The sequence below is a fragment of the Enterobacteriaceae endosymbiont of Donacia tomentosa genome, from assembly GCF_012571135.1.
Lineage (GTDB): Bacteria > Pseudomonadota > Gammaproteobacteria > Enterobacterales > Enterobacteriaceae.
On the sequence record NZ_CP046216.1, the window covers coordinates 233,238 to 254,954 of the forward strand.

Here is a 21,717-nt window from a genome sequence, read left to right on the forward strand (position 1 = left end):
ACTTATAATATTAAAAAATATTTATTTTTATAAGAAGATATAATTTTTATATATAAATATTTTTTTAAAAATAAAAATTTTTATTATATAAAATTTATTATAATAAATATTTTAACTATAAATATGATTTTTTTTATTAAAATAAATAAGTTCATTAGCATAAATAAAATATTTTTTTTATCATATAATTTTTTTATTAAAATAAGGAATAATACACCATGTCAGACGATAATATTAATATATATAATGACGTGGATCCAATAGAAACTGATGATTGGATACAATCCATAGATTCTGTTATAAGAGAAGCAGGTATTGAAAGAGCAAAATTTTTGTTAAAAACAACTGTATTACATTTAAGTAATAATGGTATTAAATTAAATTTTGATAATAATAATTATGTTAATTCTATTCCTTTAATTAAGGAACCAAAATATCCAGGAAATCTTTTTATTGAAAGAAAAATAAGATCTTTTATTCGATGGAATGCTATAATGATTGTATTAAGAGCTTCTAAAAAAAATTTAGATTTAGGTGGGCATATATCTTCATATCAATCAGCTTCTCATATTTATGAAGTTTGTTTCAATCATTTTTTTAAATCAGATGATAACCTAAATGGAGGAGATATAATTTATTTTCAAGGACATATTTCTCCTGGCATATATGCCAGATCTTTTTTAGAGGGTCGTTTGGGAGTAAGTTATTTAGATAATTTTCGTCAAGAAGTTTTTGGGAGAGGTTTATCATCTTATCCTCATCCTAAACTTATGCCTAATTTTTGGCAATTTCCTACTGTTTCTATGGGTTTAGGTCCTATATCAGCTATATATCAAGCTAAATTTATAAAATATTTAGAAAATAGAGAGTTATTAAAAACATCGCAGAAAAAAATTTTTGCTTTTTTAGGGGATGGAGAAATGGATGAACCAGAATCTAAAGGAGCTATTAATATAGCTGCACGAGAAAAATTAGATAATTTAATTTTTGTTATAAATTGTAATTTACAAAGATTAGACGGTCCAGTCTATGGTAATGGCAAAATTATTAATGAATTAGAAAACATTTTTAAAGGATCAGGATGGGAAGTTATTAAAGTTATTTGGGGAGATCGTTGGGAACAACTTTTGTCTAAGGATAAAACTGGTAAATTAATACAATTAATGAACGAGACATTAGATGGTAGTTTTCAAGATTTAAATTCTAAAAATGGGGAATATATAAGAAAAAATTTTTTTGGAAAATATGAAGAAACATCTGAACTTGTTAAAGATTTAACGAATGAAGAAATAGAAAAATTAAATTATGGAGGACATGACTCCAAAAAAATTTATGCTGCTTTTAAAGAAGCATATAAAATAAAAAATAAACCTATAGTAATATTGATACATACAATTAAAGGTTATGGTTTAGGTCAAATTGCTGAAGGAAAAAATATAGCTCATCAAATTAAAAAGATTGATAAGAATACAATAAAATATATACGCGATCGTTTAAATATACCTATAAATGATAAGGATCTATGTAATTTACCATATATTTCTTTTGAAAGAAATTCAGAAGAATATAAATATTTACATAATCAACGTCAAAAATTAGGAGGATATATTCCTCAGAGAAGAATTAATTTTTCTGAAAAATTAACTTTACCTAATTTATCAGATTTTAACACACTTTTTAAAAAACAATATAATATTTCTACAACTATTGCATTTGTACGTATATTAAATATAATGCTTAGAAATAAAGATATTAAAGATAGAATAGTCCCTATTATTGCTGATGAAGCTCGTACATTTGGTATGGAAGGTTTATTTAGACAAATAGGTATATATAATTCAAATGGTTTACAATATACTCCACAAGATAGATCATTATTTGCTTATTATAAAGAAGATATAAAAGGACAAATTTTACAAGAAGGAATAAGTGAAGCAGGAGCATTTGCTTCATGGTTAGCAGCATCAACTTCTTATTCTACAAATAATTTTCCTATGATACCATTTTATATTTATTATTCTATTTTTGGTTTTCAAAGGATTGGTGATTTTTGTTGGGCTGCGGGTGATCAACAAGCCAGAGGGTTTTTAATCGGAGCTACTTCTGGACGTACTACGTTAAATGGAGAAGGACTTCAGCATGAAGATGGGCACAGCCATATTCATTCTTTAACTATTCCTAATTGTATATCATATGACCCTACATATGGATATGAATTAGCTGTTATTATTCATAATGGTTTAAAAAAAATGTATGGAGAAAAACAAAAAAATATATATTACTATATAACAACTATGAATGAAAATTATAATATGCCAGCAATGCCATTAAAATCAGAAGATGGGATTTGTAAAGGAATATACAAAATATTTTCTATTCAAGAAAAAAGTAAAATTACTGTACAACTTCTTGGTTCGGGAGCAATATTAAATAATATATTAAAAGCCGGAAAAATCTTATATCAAGATTACAATATAAATTCAGATATTTTTAGTGTGACTTCTTTTACGGAAATTGCTAGAGATGGGCAAGATTGTGATCATTGGAATTTATTACATCCTTTCGACAAACGTCGTATTCCATATATTACAAATATAATGAAAAATTATCCAACTGTAGCTGCTACGGATTATATCAAACTTTTTGCTGAACAAATTCGTAAATATATACCGTCTAATAATTATTTTGTTTTAGGTACTGATGGTTTTGGCCGTTCTGATAGTCGTAAAAATTTACGTTATTATTTTGAGGTGAATGAATTATATGTCGTTCTTGCTGTATTAAATATATTATTAGATTTAAATTTAATTAATTTTAAACTAATTTCACATTTTATTAAAAAATATGAAATTAATATAAATAAAAATAACCCTAGAATCTCATGAAAGGAAAAATATGAATAAAAAAATAATATTTCCTGATACAGGAATAGAAGAGATGAAGGTTACTGATATTTTAGTAAAAGAAGGAGATAAAATACAAAAAGAACAACCTATTGTTGTAGTAGAAAGTGATAAAACATCTATGGAAATTCCGAGTGATAAAAATGGTATTATAGAAAAAATTTTAATTGCTATAGGTGATATTGTTCATAAAGATGATATTATTATAAAAATATCAAACAATGATAATGTAAATAATTCTACAAGGGAAGAAAATTATTTTAATCATGGACAAAAAAAGATTTTATTAAATAATATACAAAAAGTACTAAAAGAATTAGTTGTTCCAGATATCGGAACTAAAACAATGAAAATTACTAATATTTTAGTTAAAGAAAATGAACTAATTCATAAAAATCAACTATTATTAGTGATAATAGATCAAAAAAATATTTTTGAAATATTTTCCTTATGTAATGGAGTTATTAAACAAATTAATGTTAAAATAAATGATGAAGTACATACTAATTATGTATTAATGCATGTGGATATACCTTTAATAGAAAAGGACAATTTTGGGAAAGGTACTTTTATTAAAGTACATAATAATGTTAGAAATGCTTTAACAATTATTAAAGAGAAAAAAAAATATATACATGCTTCTCCTCTTATTAGAAAAATAGCTAGAAAATTAAAAATAGATTTAAATAATATAATAGCAAGTGGTAAAAAAAACAGAATTACAAAAGAAGACATATTAAAATTTGAAAGAAATAAAAAGGTATTAATAAGTCAAAATATAACAAATAATACTAAAAATATATTTTTATCATATTTTGAGAAATATGGAAAATGTAAAGAAGTGGATTTAAATAACATTCAAAAAATTACTGGTAAAAATTTATTAAATAATTGGATTAATATACCACATGTTACACAACATATAGAAACTGATATTACAGAATTAGAAAAATTTAGAATAAAAAAAAATAATGAATTTAGTCAAAAAAAAAATGATGTAAAATTAACATTATTAAGTTTTATTATTAAAATATGTGGATATGCATTAAAAAAATATCCTAATTTTAACTCATCTTTATCAAGTAAAAATACATTAATTTTAAAAAAATATTTTAATATAGGTGTAGCTATTAATACATCCTATGGTTTATTTGTACCAGTAATGTTTAATGTTTTAGATAAAAGTATTATTGAAATATCTAAAATATTATTTAATTTGGCGTATAAAGCAAAAAATAATAAATTATATCCCAATGATATGCAAGGAGGATGCTTTACTATATCTAATTTAGGAAAATTTCGTGGTAATTTTTTTACACCTATAATTAATGCTCCTGAAATAGCCATTTTAGGAATCTCACAAGCAAATATTAAACCTATATGGAATGGTGATAAATTTATCCCGCGACTTATGTTACCTTTATCATTATCTTATGATCATCGTGTTATAAATGGTGTTGAAGGTATTAATTTTTTAAATTATATCTGTGATCTAATTTTTGATATTAGAAATATAATAATATAATTATTTATCAAAAATACTTTTATACATGTAAAAATTTAAATCATTATTAATTTTATGAATAGGTAATAGAAATCATTATGAATAATACAATTAAAACTCAAGTTGTTGTAATTGGCGGAGGTCCTGCAGGATATTCTGCTGCTTTTCGTTGTAGTGATTTAGGAATGAAAACTATAATTGTAGAAAATTATTCAAATTTAGGTGGAGTTTGTTTAAATGTAGGATGTATTCCATCAAAAACATTATTACATATAGCAAAAATAATGGAAGAAAATAAAAATTTTTTTAAAAAAGGAGTATTTAATAAAGATATTGAAATAAATATTGAAAAAATTATTTTATGGAAACAAAATGTAATTAATAAATTAGTAAATGGGTTAAATTTTCTTGCGCATACAAGGAAAATAGATATTATAAATGGAAAAGGTTTGTTTGAAACAGAAAATTCTTTAATTGTTCAAAAAAATAATAATGATAATTATAAAATATTATTTGATAACGCGATTATAGCTACCGGTTCAACAAATATTAAATTACCGTTTATACCATATAATGATGATAGAATTTGGGATTCTACCGATGCTTTATTATTAAAAAATATTCCTAAAAAGATGTTAATTTTAGGTAGTGGAGTTATTGGTTTAGAAATGGCAACTATTTACCAATCTTTTGGTTCACAAGTTGATATAGTAGATATCACTCAACAAATTTTACCTGAAATAGATGAAGATATTGTAAATTTTTATAAAAAATGTGTAAAAAATAAATTTAATTTGTTGTTAGGAACAAAAGTATTATCTATTGATAATAGTCAAGATTTATTACAAGTACATATGACTAACGATAATAATAATTCTGTTTATTCTAAATATTATAATATAATTATTGTCGCTATAGGAAGAAAACCTAATTCTAGTTATATTAGTCAAAAATTACCACAAATATCAATTGATAATAATAATTTTATCATTGTTAATAATCAAATGAGAACTAATATTTCTAATATATATGCAATAGGAGATGTTACTGGTTATCCTATGTTAGCGCATAAAGGTATACATGAAGGTCATTTAGCAGCAGAAGTAATTGCAGGTAAAAACCATTATTTTGTACCGAAAGTAATTCCTTCAATAGCTTATACTAATCCTGAAATTAGTTGGGTGGGTATAACAGAAAAAAATGCAATCAAAAATGATATAAAATATAAAGTATCTTCATTTTTTTGGAATGCATTAGGTAGAGCTATAGCAACAAATGAACAAAAAGGTTTAACTAAATTAATTATTGAAAAAAATTCTAATAGGATTATAGGAGGTGGAGTAATTGGATATAATTCTGGAGAATTATTAGGAGAAATAAGTTTAGCTATTGAAATGGGGTGTGATGCTGAAGATATAGCACTAACAATACATGCTCATCCTACATTTTATGAGTCTATAGGGATTGCTGCTGAAATATGCATAGGATCAGTAACTGATATTATCAATAATAATCGTAATTAATATTAAAAGTTTTATTTGAAAAAGATTTTTAACTAAAATATAAATAAAATAATAATGTAAATATTTTTTATATGTATAAAATTTAATAATTTTAAAATTTTATTTTGTATTAAATAAAGAAAGTAAGTATTTTGATTTTTTAATAAAAGAAATATATTAAATATATATTATTATATTTAATTACTTTAAAAGTAGTTTATGTATTAGAAAAATATAATTATATGAAATAGTTTTTTTATACAAAAAAGTATTTTAAAAAATATTTCATATTTGACAAATTTTTATTTAAAATATTCTTCTTTATGAAATAAATTTAATAAATTAATATTTGTTTAATTATTTGGTAATAAATATTATATATTTTATATAAATCATGAACATTAACACATTCATTAACTTTATGAATAGTAGAATTTAATAATCCTAATTCAATTATTTGTGCTCCAGTTTTAATAATAAAACGTCCATCAGAAGTTCCACCATTATTAACTACAGTAGGATTTATACGATTAATTACATTAATACTATTTTTTACTACATCTAGTAAATTTTTTTCTTTTGAAAAACTATTTTTTATACTTAAAAATGGTAATCCAGATAACTGCCATGTTATTTCATAATTTTTAATATATTTTTTAATAATATTATTAAAAATTTTTAATATGTTTTTATAACAATTATTTTCATTAAAACGAAAATTTATAAGTAACGTAATTTCTCCTGGTATAATATTACTATTTTTCATAGATGTATTAATATTTGTTATTTGCATACTAGTTTGAGGTAAAAAATGAGTTTTATGATCCCATTTTATTGATAATAATTCATTAAGAAAAGGGACTATGATATGTATAGGGTTTGTAGCTAATTCATGATATGCAACATGGCCTTGTATTCCAATAATTTTTAATTTAATATTTAATGACCCTCTTCTACCATTTTTTATATTATCTCCTATAAATTTGTTACTAGTAGGTTCACCTAATATGCAAAAATTAAATTGCTCTTTCTTATTTATTAATTTTTGAATAACTTGAACCATACCATTTTTACCATCACCTTCTTCGTCTGAAGTTATTAAAAAAGCTAGTCTCCCACTATAATTATTATATTTTGTAATAAATTTTTTAGCCGCAAATAACATTGCGGCTAGAGCTCCTTTCATATCACAAGACCCTCTACCATATAATATATTATTTTTAATAATGGCTTCAAATGGATTAAATTTCCATTTATCTATCCCTCCAGGAGGAACTACATCTGTATGTCCTGCAAAAACCAAAGTTTTATTAAAATTATTTTTATTATTAAAATGATATGCCCAAAAATTTTTGGTATCTTTTATATTAAAAGTATCAATTTTAAAATCTAATTTTTTTAAAAAATTTATTAATATATCTTGACATCCTTCATCGTTAGGACTAATAGATGGACATCTTATGAGTTTTTTAGTCAATTTAATTATTTGTTCTAACATATAGATTTTACGTTTAAATAAATTATTAAAAATCGTGTAATAAATTTAAAAATATCCTATTTAGAAAAAATTAATATGGTTTATTTTGTAAAGCAAGAAATAATACCTCTTCAATATTTTTCACAGGAAATATTTTTAATTCTTTAATAATATTTTTTGGTATATCTTCTAAATTTCTTTTATTTTGTGCTGGTATTAAAATAATATTAATACCTCCCCTATGTGCAGCTAAAAGCTTTTCTTTTAATCCACCTATAGGTAGGATTTGCCCTCTTAATGTAATTTCACCTGTCATTGCAACATTTGCTTTTACAGGATTATTAGTTAAACTTGATACAAGTGCAGTACACATAGATATACCAGCACTAGGACCATCTTTGGGTGTAGCACCTTCTGGCACATGTACATGAATATCTATTTTCTTATAAAAATTATGACTAATATTTAATTTTTTAGCACGTGCTCTTACTACTGTTAAAGCTGCTTGTATTGATTCTTGCATTACTTCACCTAAAGATCCTGTATAAGTTAATTTACCCTTTCCGGGAATACATACAGTTTCTATTGTTAGTAATTCTCCACCTACTTCAGTCCAAGCTAGGCCAGTAACTTGTCCTATACGATTTTCATTTTCTGCTTTACCATAATCAAATTTTTTTACACCTAAATATTTTTTTAAATTTAAACTATTTACCTTAATGCATTTTATATTTTTATCTATTAAAATAGCTTTAACAGTTTTTCTACATAATGTAGATAATTCCCTTTCTAAGTTTCTTACTCCTAATTCTCGAGTGTAATATCTTACTATATCTATAATTGCATTATCATGTACAAATAATTCTTGATCTTTTAAAGCATTTCTTTGGATTTGTTTAGGTAGTAAATATTTTTGCGCTATATTTAATTTTTCATCTTCAGTATAACCAGATATTTTAATTACTTCCATTCTATCAAGAAGAGGTGATGGAATATTTACTAAAGAATTTGAAGTTGCCATAAACATAACATTTGATAAATCAAAATCTACTTCAATGTAATGATCATTAAAAGAAATATTTTGTTCAGGATCTAATACTTCTAATAAAGCTGCTGCTGGATCTCCTCTCATATCACAAGATATTTTATCTATTTCATCTAATAATAATAAAGGATTTTTTACACCTATTCTTGTTATTTTTTGAATTATTTTACCAGGCATAGAACCAATATATGTACGACGATGTCCCCTTATCTCTCCTTCATCTCTTATCCCTCCTAAAGCCATTCTAATAAATTTGCGTCCTGTTGCTCTTGCAATAGATTTACCTAAGGAAGTTTTTCCTACTCCAGGAGGTCCAACTAGACATAAAATAGGTCCTCTAATTTTATTAGATCTATTTTGCACAGCTAAATATTCTAAAATACGTTCTTTTACATATTCTAATCCAAAATGATCTTGATCTAATATTTTTTTTGCTTTACATAAATCTTTTTTTAATCTACTTTTATTATTCCAAGGAATTTGTATCATCCATTCAATATATCCTCTAACAACAGTAGCTTCTGCAGACATAGGAGACATCATTTTTAATTTTTTTAGCTCTGATTGTGTTTTTTCTTTAGCTTCTTTAGGCATTTTTGCTTGTTTTATTTTTCTTTTAAAAATTTCAATTTCATCCAAATTATTATCCATTTCACCTAATTCTTTTTGAATAGCTTTCATTTGTTCATTTAAGTAATATTCCCTTTGACTTTTTTCCATTTGTTTTTTTACTCTGTTGCGAATTTTTTTCTCAACTTGTAATAAATCAATTTCTGATTCCATTATTGCCATAAGATATTCTAATCTTTCATTAATATTAAACATTTCTAATATTAATTGTTTATTAGATAATTTTAAAGGCATATGTGCTGCTATTGTATCTGCTAATTTAGCTGCATCATTAATATTATTTAAAGAATTTAAAACTTCTGGAGGTATTTTTTTATTTAATTTAATATATCCTTCAAATTGATGAATAGCTGTTCTTACTAAAACTTCTTGTTCTTTATTATCTAAAATAGGAGAAGATAAATATTCAATTTGAGCCGTAAAAAAATTACCATTATCAGAAAGAGTGGTTATATTAGCTCTACGTAATCCTTCTACTAATATTTTTACAGTACCATCAGGTAATTTTAACATTTGTAAAATAGAAGTAATTGTTCCAACAGTAAATAAATCATTAATATTGGGATCATCTTTAGATGCTTCTTTTTGAGCAACTAACATAACTTTTTTATCATTATCCATTGCTGCTTCTAAACAACGGATAGATTTCTCTCTACCAACAAATAAAGGAATTACCATATGAGGGTATACTACTACATCACGTAATGGCAATACAGGTATTACAATACGTTCTGAATTCTCAGAATTCATAGAGTTCTCTCTTTATTGTTAAACTACATTTTAGAAAAAATTTTATATATATAATTTTAAACTAAATAATTTAGTTTATAAGAATTATTATAAAAATTTTAATTATTATTTTTATATTCTATAAAAGGTTCAGATAAATTATTAATAACCTTACTATTAATTTTAATTTTACTAATATTTTTATTTGATGGAGTATCATACATTATATTCAATAATGATTTCTCTAAAATAGATCGTAATCCTCGTGCCCCAGTATTTAATAAAATTGCTTGTTTTGCTATTGCTTCAATAGCATTATATTCAAATTCTAATTTAATGTTTTCATACTGAAATAAAGTTTGATATTGTTTTATAAGTGCATTTTTAGGCTTTAATAAAATTTTTATTAACTTTTTTATATCTAAAGCATTTAATGAAACCATAATTGGTAAACGACCAATAAATTCAGGAATTAAACCAAACTTGATTAAATCACTAGGATGTATTTGTTTTAAAAATTGATTCTTATTTGTTTTATAAATATTTTCTCCTTTTGAATGGAAACCAATTTCGTTAGAATTATTTAATCTATTAGAAATAATTTTATCTAGACCATAAAAAGACCCAGCACAAATAAATAATATATCTTTAGTATTTACTTGAATACATTCTTGTTGTGGATGTTTACGTCCACCTAGAGGAGGTACAGAAGCTATTGTACCTTCAATTAATTTTAATAATGCTTGTTGCACCCCTTCACCAGAAACATCTCTAGTTATTGAAGGATTATCTGATTTACGAGAAATTTTATCAATTTCATCTATATATATAATACCTTTTTGTGTTTTTTCTACATTATAATTAGCATTTTGTAATAATTTTTGAATTATATTTTCTACATCTTCCCCAACGTACCCAGCTTCTGTTAAAGTAGTTGCATCCGTAATAGCAAAAGGTACGTTAAGAAAACGAGCTAATGTTTCGGCTAATAATGTTTTTCCACTACCAGTGGGTCCTAATAACAAAATATTACTTTTATCCATAATTACATTACTTTTTTTATAATTATTTAATTTTTTATAATGATTATATACTGCCACTGATAATATTTTTTTTGCTTGTTTTTGACTTACAATAAAATTATCTAAATAGTTAAAAATTTCATGAGGTGTAGGTATTTGATTATAATTATTATAAATATTATTAATTTTATCTTTATCTTCTTCTTGAAGAAGATTATTACATAATTTAATACATTTATCACAAATATAAACTGTATCATTACCAGATATTAATTTGTTAACTTCATCTTGTTTTTTGTTACAAAAAGAACAATATAATATTGTATTTAAATTCTCCTTTTTTTTTATCATTCAAAACCTCTTTTTAATAAAGAAATAATAAATTTTATAATTAATTGTTAAGACTAAAACAAAAAAATTTTATTTTCTACTGTATAAAATTTTATCTATTAAACCATATTCAATTGCTTCTTGAGCTGATAAAAATCGATCTCTATCTGTATCTTTTTCAATAATTTTAATAGATTTACCAGTATGGTATGACATAAGTTGATTAATATATTTTTTTATTCTTAATATTTCTTGAGTATGAATTTCTATATCAGTTACTTGTCCTTGAAAACTTCCTATAGGTTGATGTATCATAATTCTTGCATTAGGCAAACAAAATCTTTTATGTTTACTTCCAGCTGCTAATAAAAAAGCAGCCATTGAACATGCTTGTCCTATACATAAAGTGCTAATATCAGGTTTAACAAATTGCATTGTGTCATAAATAGACATTCCAGATGTAATAATTCCTCCAGGACTATTTATATAAATAAAAATATCTTTTTTCTCATTTTCGGATTCTAAAAATAATATTTGTGCAATTATTAAATTTGCCATATTATCTTCAATATTACCAGTTAAAAAAATAATACGTTCTTTTAAAAGTCTAGAAAAAATATCATAAGATCTATCACCTTTCAGGGTTTGTTCTACAACAATAGGAATTGTTTGTAATTTATTTCTTTGATAAAACTCCGTACTCTTTTTATTTAACATTATAAACCTTTATTTTAATATATATTAAAAAACTAATTTTTAAAATTTTTGCAAGTATATTTTTATAAAAAATACTTTATTATTTTATTTTTTATATCAATATTTCTTAATAAAGAATATAATATTAAAAATATCTTTTTGTATATATATCTCTATTTATTTTTATTTTTCATCCATTCATTTTTTGAATATGTAAATAATGACAGCGAATGTATATTTTTTAAATCCTTTTCTAAAATATTATATATTAATCTGTGACGGTTAATTAATTTTAACTTTTCGAATATATGACTAACAACAATAATTTCTAAATGAGTAATTGATTTAACTAATGAGCTATGGTTATGACTATTATTATTGATTTTTAAATATATAGGCTGTAATTGAGATATTAGTTGATTTTTTATTTTATTAATTATCATGAATATATATTCCATAAATTTTAATTCGATAATTAAATTATAAATTAATGTATAAAAATAATTAAATAAAATTTTTTAATAGTTAAAATAATTATATATAATGACTTTTTATTATTTTAAATAAAAAAATGTTTTTTATTAAAATTAACTCTTATTTTTATAAATTTTTTATTTTAGATATCACTAATTTTAGTATATTAGGATTACCAGCTAATATATTTGAAGATTTTTTATAATAACAATTTCCATAAAAGTCAGTCATTAATCCCCCAGATTCTTTTATAATTAATTCTCCAGCAAGTAAATAATAAAAATTTTCAACATTATTATTTATATAACAATCAATTTTATTTGAAGCTAAATATGCTAAATCTAAAGATATAGAACCACTAATTCTAGGAAAAATTTTATTTTTAATAAAAAAATCTAATAAATTTTTTTTTTGAAAAAATAAAAAATTTGTATTTAAAGAAAATAATAAGTTTTTCTCATTATATGTATTACAACGTAACTTGTAATTATTTAATTGAGCATTTTGCCCTCTTATTGCAGTAAATAAATCATTTCTTAATGGATCATAGATTAAAGCAATTTCTGTTTTATTTTTTATGCAAATTGCAATAGAAATTGAAAAATGAGGTAATTTTTTAATAAAATTTACTATTCCATCTAAAGGATTTATAATCCATACTGTTTTTTTATATTTTAAAACAAATATTTCTTTTTTATTTAATATAATAATATTTTCTGAATATATGTCATAAAATAATTTTATAATAATTTTATTTAAATTTTTATTAATTTTTTTTATAAAAATATTAATATTATCTTTATAATTATTATTATAATTAATTTTGGTAGTTTCATAATTTTTGATGATAATATCACCAATTTGACGTATTATACGTGTAGCAATATTAAGCATGGGGCTCATATTTTATTTCTCATTACACAATTATTATAATAATGATTATTCATCAAGTAATTATTCATTTTATAATAAAAAAATATTTTTTAATATATTTTTTTATGTAAAAATGTAAAAAAATATTGTATTTTTTTTTTAAATATTTATTATCAATAATAATTAATATTGAAGATTTATATTTTAAATTATGTTACAAATTACAAATAAAGCACAAAAATATTTCTTAAATTTACTTCGTATGAGAAGTAATAATACACAAATTAAAATTTCAATTTTAAAAAAAAAAAATGTTTTTAAAGGTAATATTGCATTTTGTGATATACAAAAAATAAAAAAAACTGATTTTAAATTAGAATTTAAAAAATTCAATATATTTATTGATAAAAATAATCTTGAATTATTGGAAAATATAAAAATAGATGTAATAAAAGATAATTCGTCTTTAAAAGAAAAATTTATTTTTTTACAAAAAAATTCAAAAATATCTCAAAATATAAAATCTTTAAAAAAAGATGTTAATGATTTTTTAACTAAAATTATTAATCCTCAATTATTAAATCATAATGGTTTTGTTTTATTAAAAAATATTACTCCTAATTATATTGTATTAATAGAATTTAATGGTGGATGTCAAGGTTGTTCAATGAGTAATTATACACTTAAAAATTATATTGAAAAAAAATTATTACAACATTTTCCAATTTTAAATGGAGTTCATGACGTAACTTTACATAAAAAAATTAATTAATATACTAATTTTATTTTTAAAAATTTTGATAAAAATTTGTTATTAGAAAATAATTTTTACTATGATAGTATATATTTATGTTTTTTTTAAAATAAAGTGATTATGTATTAAAATAAGGAATAGATATATATGCCAGTTATAGTTCCTGACTATTTACCTGCTATTAATTTTTTAAAAAAAGAAAATATAATTTTATTAGCAAAATCTCAAAAGAATAAAATTGATACTTATAAAGTAAGAATACTTCTTTTAAATTTAATGTTTAAAAAAATTGAAACAGAAAATCAAATAATAAGATTATTAGCAAATTCACCAATATTGGTAGATTTATCTTTATTAAGTATAAATGATAATAAATCTCATAATATTCTTTCTAAGAATCATATTAAAAAATTTTATTTTACTTTAGAACAAATTTTTAATAAGTATTATGATGGTTTAATTATTACTGGAGCTCCATTAGGATTAATTAATTTTTCTGATGTTAGATATTGGAAAAAATTTGTTAAAATTATACATTGGGCACAAGATCATGTTACTTCAATATTTTCTATATGTTGGTCTGTACAGGCAATATTAAATATTTTATTTAACATTCCAAAAAAAATTAATAAAGAAAAATTATTAGGTATTTTTAAACATAAAATTTTATTAAAAGATAATTTTTTGATTAAAGGATTTGATGATTATTTTTTTGTTCCTCATTCTAGATATTCTAATTTTTCAGTTAATATTATCAAAAATTATACTGATTTAAATCTTATTTCTTATTCTAAGAAAGCTGGAGCTTATATTTTTACTAGTAAAAATAATAAATATATATTTGTAACTGGACATCCAGAATATGATACATTCACAATTAATGAAGAATATATAAATGATTTAAAAAAAAATATAAAAATAAATATTCCTTATAATTATTATCCATTTAATAATCCTAAACTAACTCCTTATAATATTTGGCGTAGTCATGGTAATCTATTATTTTTGAATTGGTTAAAATATTTCATTTATAAAAAAAATAATATAAAATCTAATTGTATTACTTAATTTTTAATAAAAAGGCTTATTAGTGTTAACTACTAAATATTTATTTTTTACATCTAAAAATAAAATATATCAAAAAAATATTAACAGTTATTCTTTAATGATCAAATCTGGAATAATAAAAAGGTTATCTTCTGGAATATATACTTGGTTACCTACTGGATTAAAAATAATTAATAATTTTAAAAAAATAATCCGTCATGAAATGAATAATATAGATGCAATAGAATTATTAATGCCAATATTACAACCAATACATATTTGGACAAAAAGTGGTCGTGTAAATGATTATGGAGCAGAATTATTAAAGATTTTAGATAGAAGAAAAAATAATTTTATATTAGGTCCTACTCATGAAGAAGTAATAACTCATTTAATGAATAATGAAATTAAATCATATAAATCTTTGCCTATACATTTATATCAAATACAAACAAAATTTAGAGATGAAATTAGACCCCGTTTAGGTGTTATACGTTCTAAAGAATTTATTATGAAAGACAGTTATTCTTTTCATATTACAAAAGAATCTTTAGAAGAAACATATAATGTTGTTTTTAATACTTATAAAAAAATATTTAATTTAATTAATATTGATTATTTAATAGTTAAAGCAAACAATAATGTTATTGGAGGAGATATTTCCCATGAATTTCATATTTTATCCAAAAATGGAGAAAATTCGATTGCATTATCTGAAGATAAAAAATACATAACAAATATAGAATTAACAAAATATAGTTTGCCTAAAAAGGAACATATAAACAAAAACTTTTTTTTTAAAAAAAAATTAGTAAAATTTAAAAATTGTTCTGAATATAAAATTTTATCTGAAAAATTTAATATTTCAATAAAAAATATAGTAAAAACAGCTATTGTTGAAACCATAGATGAGAAATATCCTTTTATTATTCTTTTATTGAGAGCAGATTATGAATTTAATATAAATAAAATTAAAAAAATAAATAAAAATATAACCAGAATTTTATCTAAAAAAAATATAGAAAATTTATTTAATATAAATATTTTATCATTAGGTCCTTTTAATCAAAAAATACCTATTATAGGTGATTTTTCTATAATAAATATGTATAATTTTACTATAGGTGCAAATATAAAAGATAAATATTATATAAATACTAATTGGGATAAAGATTTACCTATACCTGAAAATATTCAAGATATTCGTTATGTAACGAAAAATGATATAACTAGAGATAAAAAAGAAAAAATTTCTATTAAAAATAGTATAGAAGTAGCTCATATTTTTCAACTTGGCACTAAATATTCTAAATTAATGAATAATTACATATATAATAAAGATAAAATAAGAAAACCCTTACATATGGGATGTTATGGTATTGGAATTTCAAGATTAATTGCTGCTATTATAGAACAAAATTATGATTCTAAAGGGATATGCTGGCCCAATTCATTTTTAGCACCATTTTTAATTGCTATTATTCCAATAAATATGTACAAATATTCTTTAGTAAAAAAATATTCTTATTTACTTTATGAACGTTTCAAAACATTAGGAATTAAAATCTTATTAGATGATCGACGTATCTCTCCTGGAGTGATGTTTGCTGATATGGATTTAATTGGGATTCCTTATAATATTATTATTAATAATAATAATATTATGAATAATAATGTAGAATATAAGTGTAGAAAAACAGGCTTAAAAAATATTATTCCTGTTAAATTAATATTTAATTATATTTTAAAAAAAATACAATTAAATAATTGTTTTAACATTTTTTATCCCAAAAAATAAAAAAATTATTTTTATTTTTTGACATTCCATTTTTAGTAATTATTTTATTTTTTAAGTCTGCAATAAATATTTTATTATAAAACAGTAATGGTATTTGTTCTCTTTCCCATTTTGGGATGGATAAATCTTCCCATATATCATCTATGTTTTTTTTTTTTTTTATATTATCAAAATAGTATTTACCTATAAAACCAAATTTTATATATAAAATTTCATTATTTTCAGGATTTCTTATATTTATAATATTTTTCTTAGAGTCAGAATTAATATTAGAATAATAGATTAATTTACCTAATTTATTAGGTAATAAAAGTGGTTTATTAAAATTTTTCCAAATTAAAACAATTTTTTTTAAAGAATTTACATATTTAATACAGTGTAAAAAAGATTTATATTTACAAATTACATGTTTTTTAATTAAAATTTTAGGATTTGCATTATTATTACAATTAATAATTTCATTCCATATAATGGATAACATTTTTTTAGAAGGCATATAATAACATTCATTATATGATATCCATTTTCTAATTATGAAATTTCTTTTAATTTCACTATAAAAGTACAAAGGAGTAATAAATAAACTATTATTTTTTTGTACTAACTTATAAAATAAAGGATTTATTAATTCATTTAATAATTGTTCCTGTTCATTACAAAGTGCAGCTGATCTAGAAACAGTTTTATTAAAAAAAGGCCATCTATTCATAATTTTTGGTAAAATAATATTTCTTAAAAAATTACGATCATATTTTATATCAAAATTACTTGAATCTTCTATCCATTTTAATTTATTTTTTATAGCATATTGCAATATTTGTTTGCGTGTTACATTTAATAATGGACGATATAATTTTATATTATTTATAATATTTTTTTGGTGTATTCCTGATAATCCTTTTGGTCCACTACCTCTTTTTAAAAACAAAAAAAACGTCTCACATTGATCATCAAGATGATGAGCTGTAACTAAAACTTCATCATGTTTTATAATTTGGGCAATAGCTTTATATCTTTCTATACGAGCATTCTTTTCTATATTACTATTTTTTTGTATATTTATATTTTGATGTAAAAAAAATACTTTAAATGTTTTACATTGTGACGAACATATTTCTACCCATTTATTTGATAAATTACATAAATTATGATTTATATGAATAACTCTTAATAATAAAGGATGTTTATTTCTTAATTTTACTAAATTATATAATAATACAGTAGAATCTAAACCACCACTGTATGCTATTAATATCTTTTTAAATTTACATAAAATTAATTGTGTATGCTTATCTATTAACATAATTGTTTATATTTAAATTTTTTATAAAAAACATATTTAATAAATATTTTTATTAAAAACTAATTTAATATTATTAATGTTAATTAAACATTTTAATTTATCAAAAATGTTTTCATCAATAGGAATAAAGAATTTTTTATCATAATGTTTTTTATTTTTAAAAGAAAAATAATTTTGAAAAAAATACAAGGGTATTTTTTTTTTATTAGACGAAGCTTCAGTAAATAATATTTTTTGAAGATTATCTAAAAAAATATTTTTATTAAAAATTTGTTCATTCATTAAAATAATACTTGCATTATATAAATATTTTATTCTTGCATCCTCTAAACTCATAATATTTTGTGAGTTTAGTATAAATAAATTTAAAAAATTATTAAAATAAACTAAACCTTCTACAATTATTATATTATTTATTTTTAAAATATTATTATATTTATTTAACAAATTTAAAGTAACATGAACTTCGATTTTAGCTGTATTATCATCTAAATCAAGAAATAAAATTTTTTGCATTTGTTTATTAAAAACATTACGAACATTGCTTATTATACCTACAATTTTAGTATATAAGATTTTTTTTTTATTATAATTTAAACAAATTTTATTAATGCTATTATTATTAGTATAATGAATTATTTCGGTCAAATAATCATTTATTGGATGTCCAGTTAAATAGAAACCTAAAATTTTCTTTTCCTTTAAGAAAATTTTTTTTTTAGACCAAAATAATTTTATATTATTATCTATATAATTTTGTTTAATAGAAAAATTATTTTTATTAAACATATCTATTTGACCAGTTGCTTCTCCTTGTAAATATTGATTTGTTATATTTATTATATTGCCCAAATTATTTTTTAATACACCTCTATTTAGATTAAAACAATCTAAAGTACCAGACATTATTAATGCTTCTATAACACGTTTATTTATTTTTTTTATATTTAATTTTATAAAAAAATCAAATATTGATTTAAATTTACCATATTTTTCCCTTACATTTAAGATATTATCTGCCTGATTTTTCCCAATACCTTTAATGGCACCTAGCCCATATATAATATTTCCATTTTTATCAACATGAAATTTGTATAAACTTCTATTGATATTGGGAGGTAATATATTTATATTTAAATTTTTACATTCATGTACTAAATCAATAATTCTATTTTTATTATCCATTTCAGATGTTAATACAGCAGCTATAAACTCAGCTGGATAATATACTTTTAACCATAAGGTTTGATATGCTATCAAAGCATATCCAGCAGAATGAGATTTATTAAATCCATATGAAGAAAATTTTTCTAAATAATCAAAAATTTTCATAGATAAGATATCATTAATTTTTAATAATCTAGATCCTTCTAAAAAACGTTTTCTTTGTAATGACATTTCCTTATGTTGTTTTTTACTAATTACTCGACGTAATATGTCCGCTTCTCCTAAACTATAATTTGCTAATACTTGAGCTATTTTCATTACTTGTTCTTGATATAAAATAATCCCGTATGTAGATTGTAATATTGGTTTTAATTTTTCATGTTGCCAATTTTTATTTGGATATGAAATAGTTTCTCTACCATGTTTCCTATTAATAAAATTTTCTACCATACCAGATTGTAATGGTCCTGGCCGAAATAAAGCTAATAAAGCTATTATGTCTTCAAAATTATCTGGCTGTAATTGTTTAATTAATTCTTTTATTCCTTTCGATTCTAATTGAAATATTCCTGTAGTTTGAGCAGTTTTTAAAAAATCAAATATTTTTTTATCATTTAAAATAATGTTATCAACATTTATTAATCTTTGATTATTTTTTACACGTTTTTCATTAATCATTTTTAGTGTATATTGAATAACAGTTAAAGTTTTTAGTCCTAAAAAATCGAATTTCACTAAACCAATATCTTCTATATCATTTTTATCGAATTGGGTAACTACATTTTTCCCATTATAATCACAATATATAGTTGTATATTTAGTTATATCATAAGGAGATATAACAACTCCTCCTGCATGTTTGCCAACATTTCTTATTGTTCCTTCTAATTTTAATGCAGTATTTACTAATTCTTTCACATTAATATCAGATTTATATAAATCTGATAATTTTTTATTACGTACAAAAGCTTTCTTTAAACTAATTCCTATATCTAAAGGAATTAGCTTGGAAATTTGATTAAGAAAATCGTATGGAAAACCTAATACTCTACCAACATCCCTAATTACTGCTTTTGCCGTCATTGTTCCGAACGTAATAATTTGTGATACTGAATTATGACCATAAACATTTTTAACATGTTCAATAACTAAATCACGTTTATCCATACAAAAATCAATATCAAAATCAGGAAGTGATATTCTTTCTATATTTAAAAACCTCTCAAAAATTAAATCAAATTTTATTGGGTCTAAATTAGTAATATTTAGAGCATATGCAACTAATGAACCAGCACCAGAACCTCTAGCTGGACCAACAGGTATACTATTTTTCTTAGCCCATTGTACAAATTCCATAACTATTAAAAAATAACTAGGGAACCCCATTTTATTAATAATATTTAATTCGTAAAATAATCTCTTTTCATATTTCATTTTTTTAGAATTAAATATATTAATATTTTGATATATATTTTTTAATCTTTTTTGTAATCCTATATAAGATTTTTTAATAAGATAATTTTGTGGAGAAGAAACGTTTTTTACTTTAAATTTAGGTAAAAAATATTGATTTAATTTTAAAAAGACATTACATTTTTTAGCTATTTCTACGCTATTAGATAATGCTTCAGGAATATCTTTAAATAAAATACACATTTCTTGTGTATTTTTTAAAAATTGTTCTGGACTATAGTCTAATTTTTCCTTACTCTCATTTAGAGTATAACCTCTATTAATGGCTACTCTAATATTATGTGTATCAAAATCTTTTTTATTTAAAAAATAGACTTCATTAGTAGCAACTAAAGGGATAGAAAAATAATGTGATATCTCTAACGCCATATTTATGTAATTTTCTTCATTTGCACGATTTGTACGTATGAGCTCTAAATAAAATCGATTAGGAAAATATTTTTTATAAAAATTAATTAATATTTTTATTAAATAAGTATTTTTTTGTAAAATATTTTTTCCTATATCACCTTTAACACCCCCTGATAAAATAATCAATCCTTGACAATATTTTTTCAGTAATTGATAAGTAACTGTAGGCCCAATAATATTGTTATATCCATTTTTATAAATATCAGCTATTAGTAATTTAAGATTTTGATATCCAATATTATTAGATGCTAGTATAGTTAATTTTGAAAAACCATTATTTAAATTTTCAATTTTAAAATCAGCGCCGATAATAGCTTTTATTCCATAATGATGTGCAATTTTATAGAATTTCACTAAACCAAATATATTAGAAATATCAGTTATAGCTATTGCAGGCATATTTAATAATGCAGTTTTTTCTATAATTTTTTCAATTTTTGAAAGTCCATTTTGCATTGAATAATCACTATGAACATGTAGATGAATAAAATATGGATAATTCATTTTTTATATAAAAATTATTCTAAATTTGTAAAAAATTCTAATAAAATACTAATCTCTAGTGTATATAAAAATTAA

Annotated in this window: 14 protein-coding genes; 6 read left to right on the top strand and 8 right to left on the bottom strand. The window is 21.6% G+C overall.

Going from position 1 to position 21,717, the window contains the following annotated elements; genetic code table 11:
- Positions 1-218: 218 nt before the first annotated feature.
- From aceE to lpdA, 3 genes are all read left to right on the top strand, one after another.
- On the top strand, positions 219-2,885 hold the full coding sequence (gene aceE / locus GJT88_RS01080; RefSeq protein ID WP_168895101.1) for a pyruvate dehydrogenase (acetyl-transferring), homodimeric type: 2,667 nt from the start codon (positions 219-221) through the stop codon (positions 2,883-2,885).
- 10 nt (positions 2,886-2,895) lie between these two features.
- Positions 2,896-4,428, top strand: coding sequence for a 2-oxo acid dehydrogenase subunit E2 (locus tag GJT88_RS01085; RefSeq protein ID WP_168895102.1), 1,533 nt, complete (start codon positions 2,896-2,898; stop codon positions 4,426-4,428).
- 77 nt (positions 4,429-4,505) lie between these two features.
- The gene (gene lpdA / locus GJT88_RS01090) at positions 4,506-5,930 is read left to right on the top strand and encodes a dihydrolipoyl dehydrogenase (protein WP_168895103.1); all 1,425 of its coding nucleotides are present in this window, start codon (positions 4,506-4,508) and stop codon (positions 5,928-5,930) included.
- Between the two features lie 313 nt (positions 5,931-6,243).
- Here lpdA and dapE read toward each other — a convergent pair whose 3' ends face one another.
- The 6 genes from dapE to GJT88_RS01120 all read right to left on the bottom strand — a co-directional run bounded on the left by dapE (position 6,244) and on the right by GJT88_RS01120 (position 13,215).
- A complete protein-coding gene (gene dapE, locus GJT88_RS01095) occupies positions 6,244-7,407 on the bottom strand; it encodes a succinyl-diaminopimelate desuccinylase (RefSeq protein ID WP_168895104.1) in 1,164 nt (387 codons plus the stop codon).
- A 70-nt stretch (positions 7,408-7,477) separates the two neighbouring features.
- On the bottom strand, positions 7,478-9,811 hold the full coding sequence (gene lon, locus GJT88_RS01100; RefSeq protein WP_168895105.1) for an endopeptidase La: 2,334 nt from the start codon (positions 9,809-9,811) through the stop codon (positions 7,478-7,480).
- 98 nt (positions 9,812-9,909) lie between these two features.
- Complete coding sequence (gene clpX, locus GJT88_RS01105; protein ID WP_168895106.1) at positions 9,910-11,163, bottom strand: ATP-dependent Clp protease ATP-binding subunit ClpX; 1,254 nt, start codon at positions 11,161-11,163, stop codon at positions 9,910-9,912.
- A gap of 69 nt (positions 11,164-11,232) precedes the next feature.
- Positions 11,233-11,859: an ATP-dependent Clp endopeptidase proteolytic subunit ClpP gene (gene clpP / locus GJT88_RS01110; protein ID WP_168895107.1), complete on the bottom strand. Its 627-nt coding sequence runs from the start codon at positions 11,857-11,859 to the stop codon at positions 11,233-11,235.
- A 152-nt stretch (positions 11,860-12,011) separates the two neighbouring features.
- Positions 12,012-12,296: a BolA family protein gene (locus GJT88_RS02350; RefSeq protein WP_425482951.1), complete on the bottom strand. Its 285-nt coding sequence runs from the start codon at positions 12,294-12,296 to the stop codon at positions 12,012-12,014.
- Between the two features lie 142 nt (positions 12,297-12,438).
- A complete protein-coding gene (locus GJT88_RS01120; RefSeq protein ID WP_168895109.1) occupies positions 12,439-13,215 on the bottom strand; it encodes an inositol monophosphatase family protein in 777 nt (258 codons plus the stop codon).
- A 181-nt stretch (positions 13,216-13,396) separates the two neighbouring features.
- Between GJT88_RS01120 and GJT88_RS01125 the strand changes: the two genes are divergently transcribed.
- From GJT88_RS01125 to GJT88_RS01135, 3 genes are all read left to right on the top strand, one after another.
- Positions 13,397-13,957: a NifU family protein gene (locus GJT88_RS01125; RefSeq protein ID WP_168895110.1), complete on the top strand. Its 561-nt coding sequence runs from the start codon at positions 13,397-13,399 to the stop codon at positions 13,955-13,957.
- Between the two features lie 129 nt (positions 13,958-14,086).
- Positions 14,087-15,007, top strand: a complete 921-nt coding sequence (locus GJT88_RS01130; RefSeq protein ID WP_168895111.1) for a homoserine O-succinyltransferase — start codon at positions 14,087-14,089, stop codon at positions 15,005-15,007.
- Between the two features lie 22 nt (positions 15,008-15,029).
- On the top strand, positions 15,030-16,784 hold the full coding sequence (locus tag GJT88_RS01135; protein WP_168895112.1) for a proline--tRNA ligase: 1,755 nt from the start codon (positions 15,030-15,032) through the stop codon (positions 16,782-16,784).
- On the opposite strand, the gene tilS is transcribed toward GJT88_RS01135, so the two are convergent.
- Together tilS and dnaE are read right to left on the bottom strand one after the other, a co-directional pair.
- Positions 16,759-18,087, bottom strand: a complete 1,329-nt coding sequence (tilS, locus tag GJT88_RS01140) for a tRNA lysidine(34) synthetase TilS (RefSeq protein WP_168895113.1) — start codon at positions 18,085-18,087, stop codon at positions 16,759-16,761. The two genes, GJT88_RS01135 and tilS, sit on opposite strands and share 26 nt — an antisense overlap.
- 36 nt (positions 18,088-18,123) lie before the next feature.
- Positions 18,124-21,642, bottom strand: coding sequence for a DNA polymerase III subunit alpha (gene dnaE, locus GJT88_RS01145; RefSeq protein WP_168895114.1), 3,519 nt, complete (start codon positions 21,640-21,642; stop codon positions 18,124-18,126).
- Positions 21,643-21,717 lie beyond the last annotated feature (75 nt).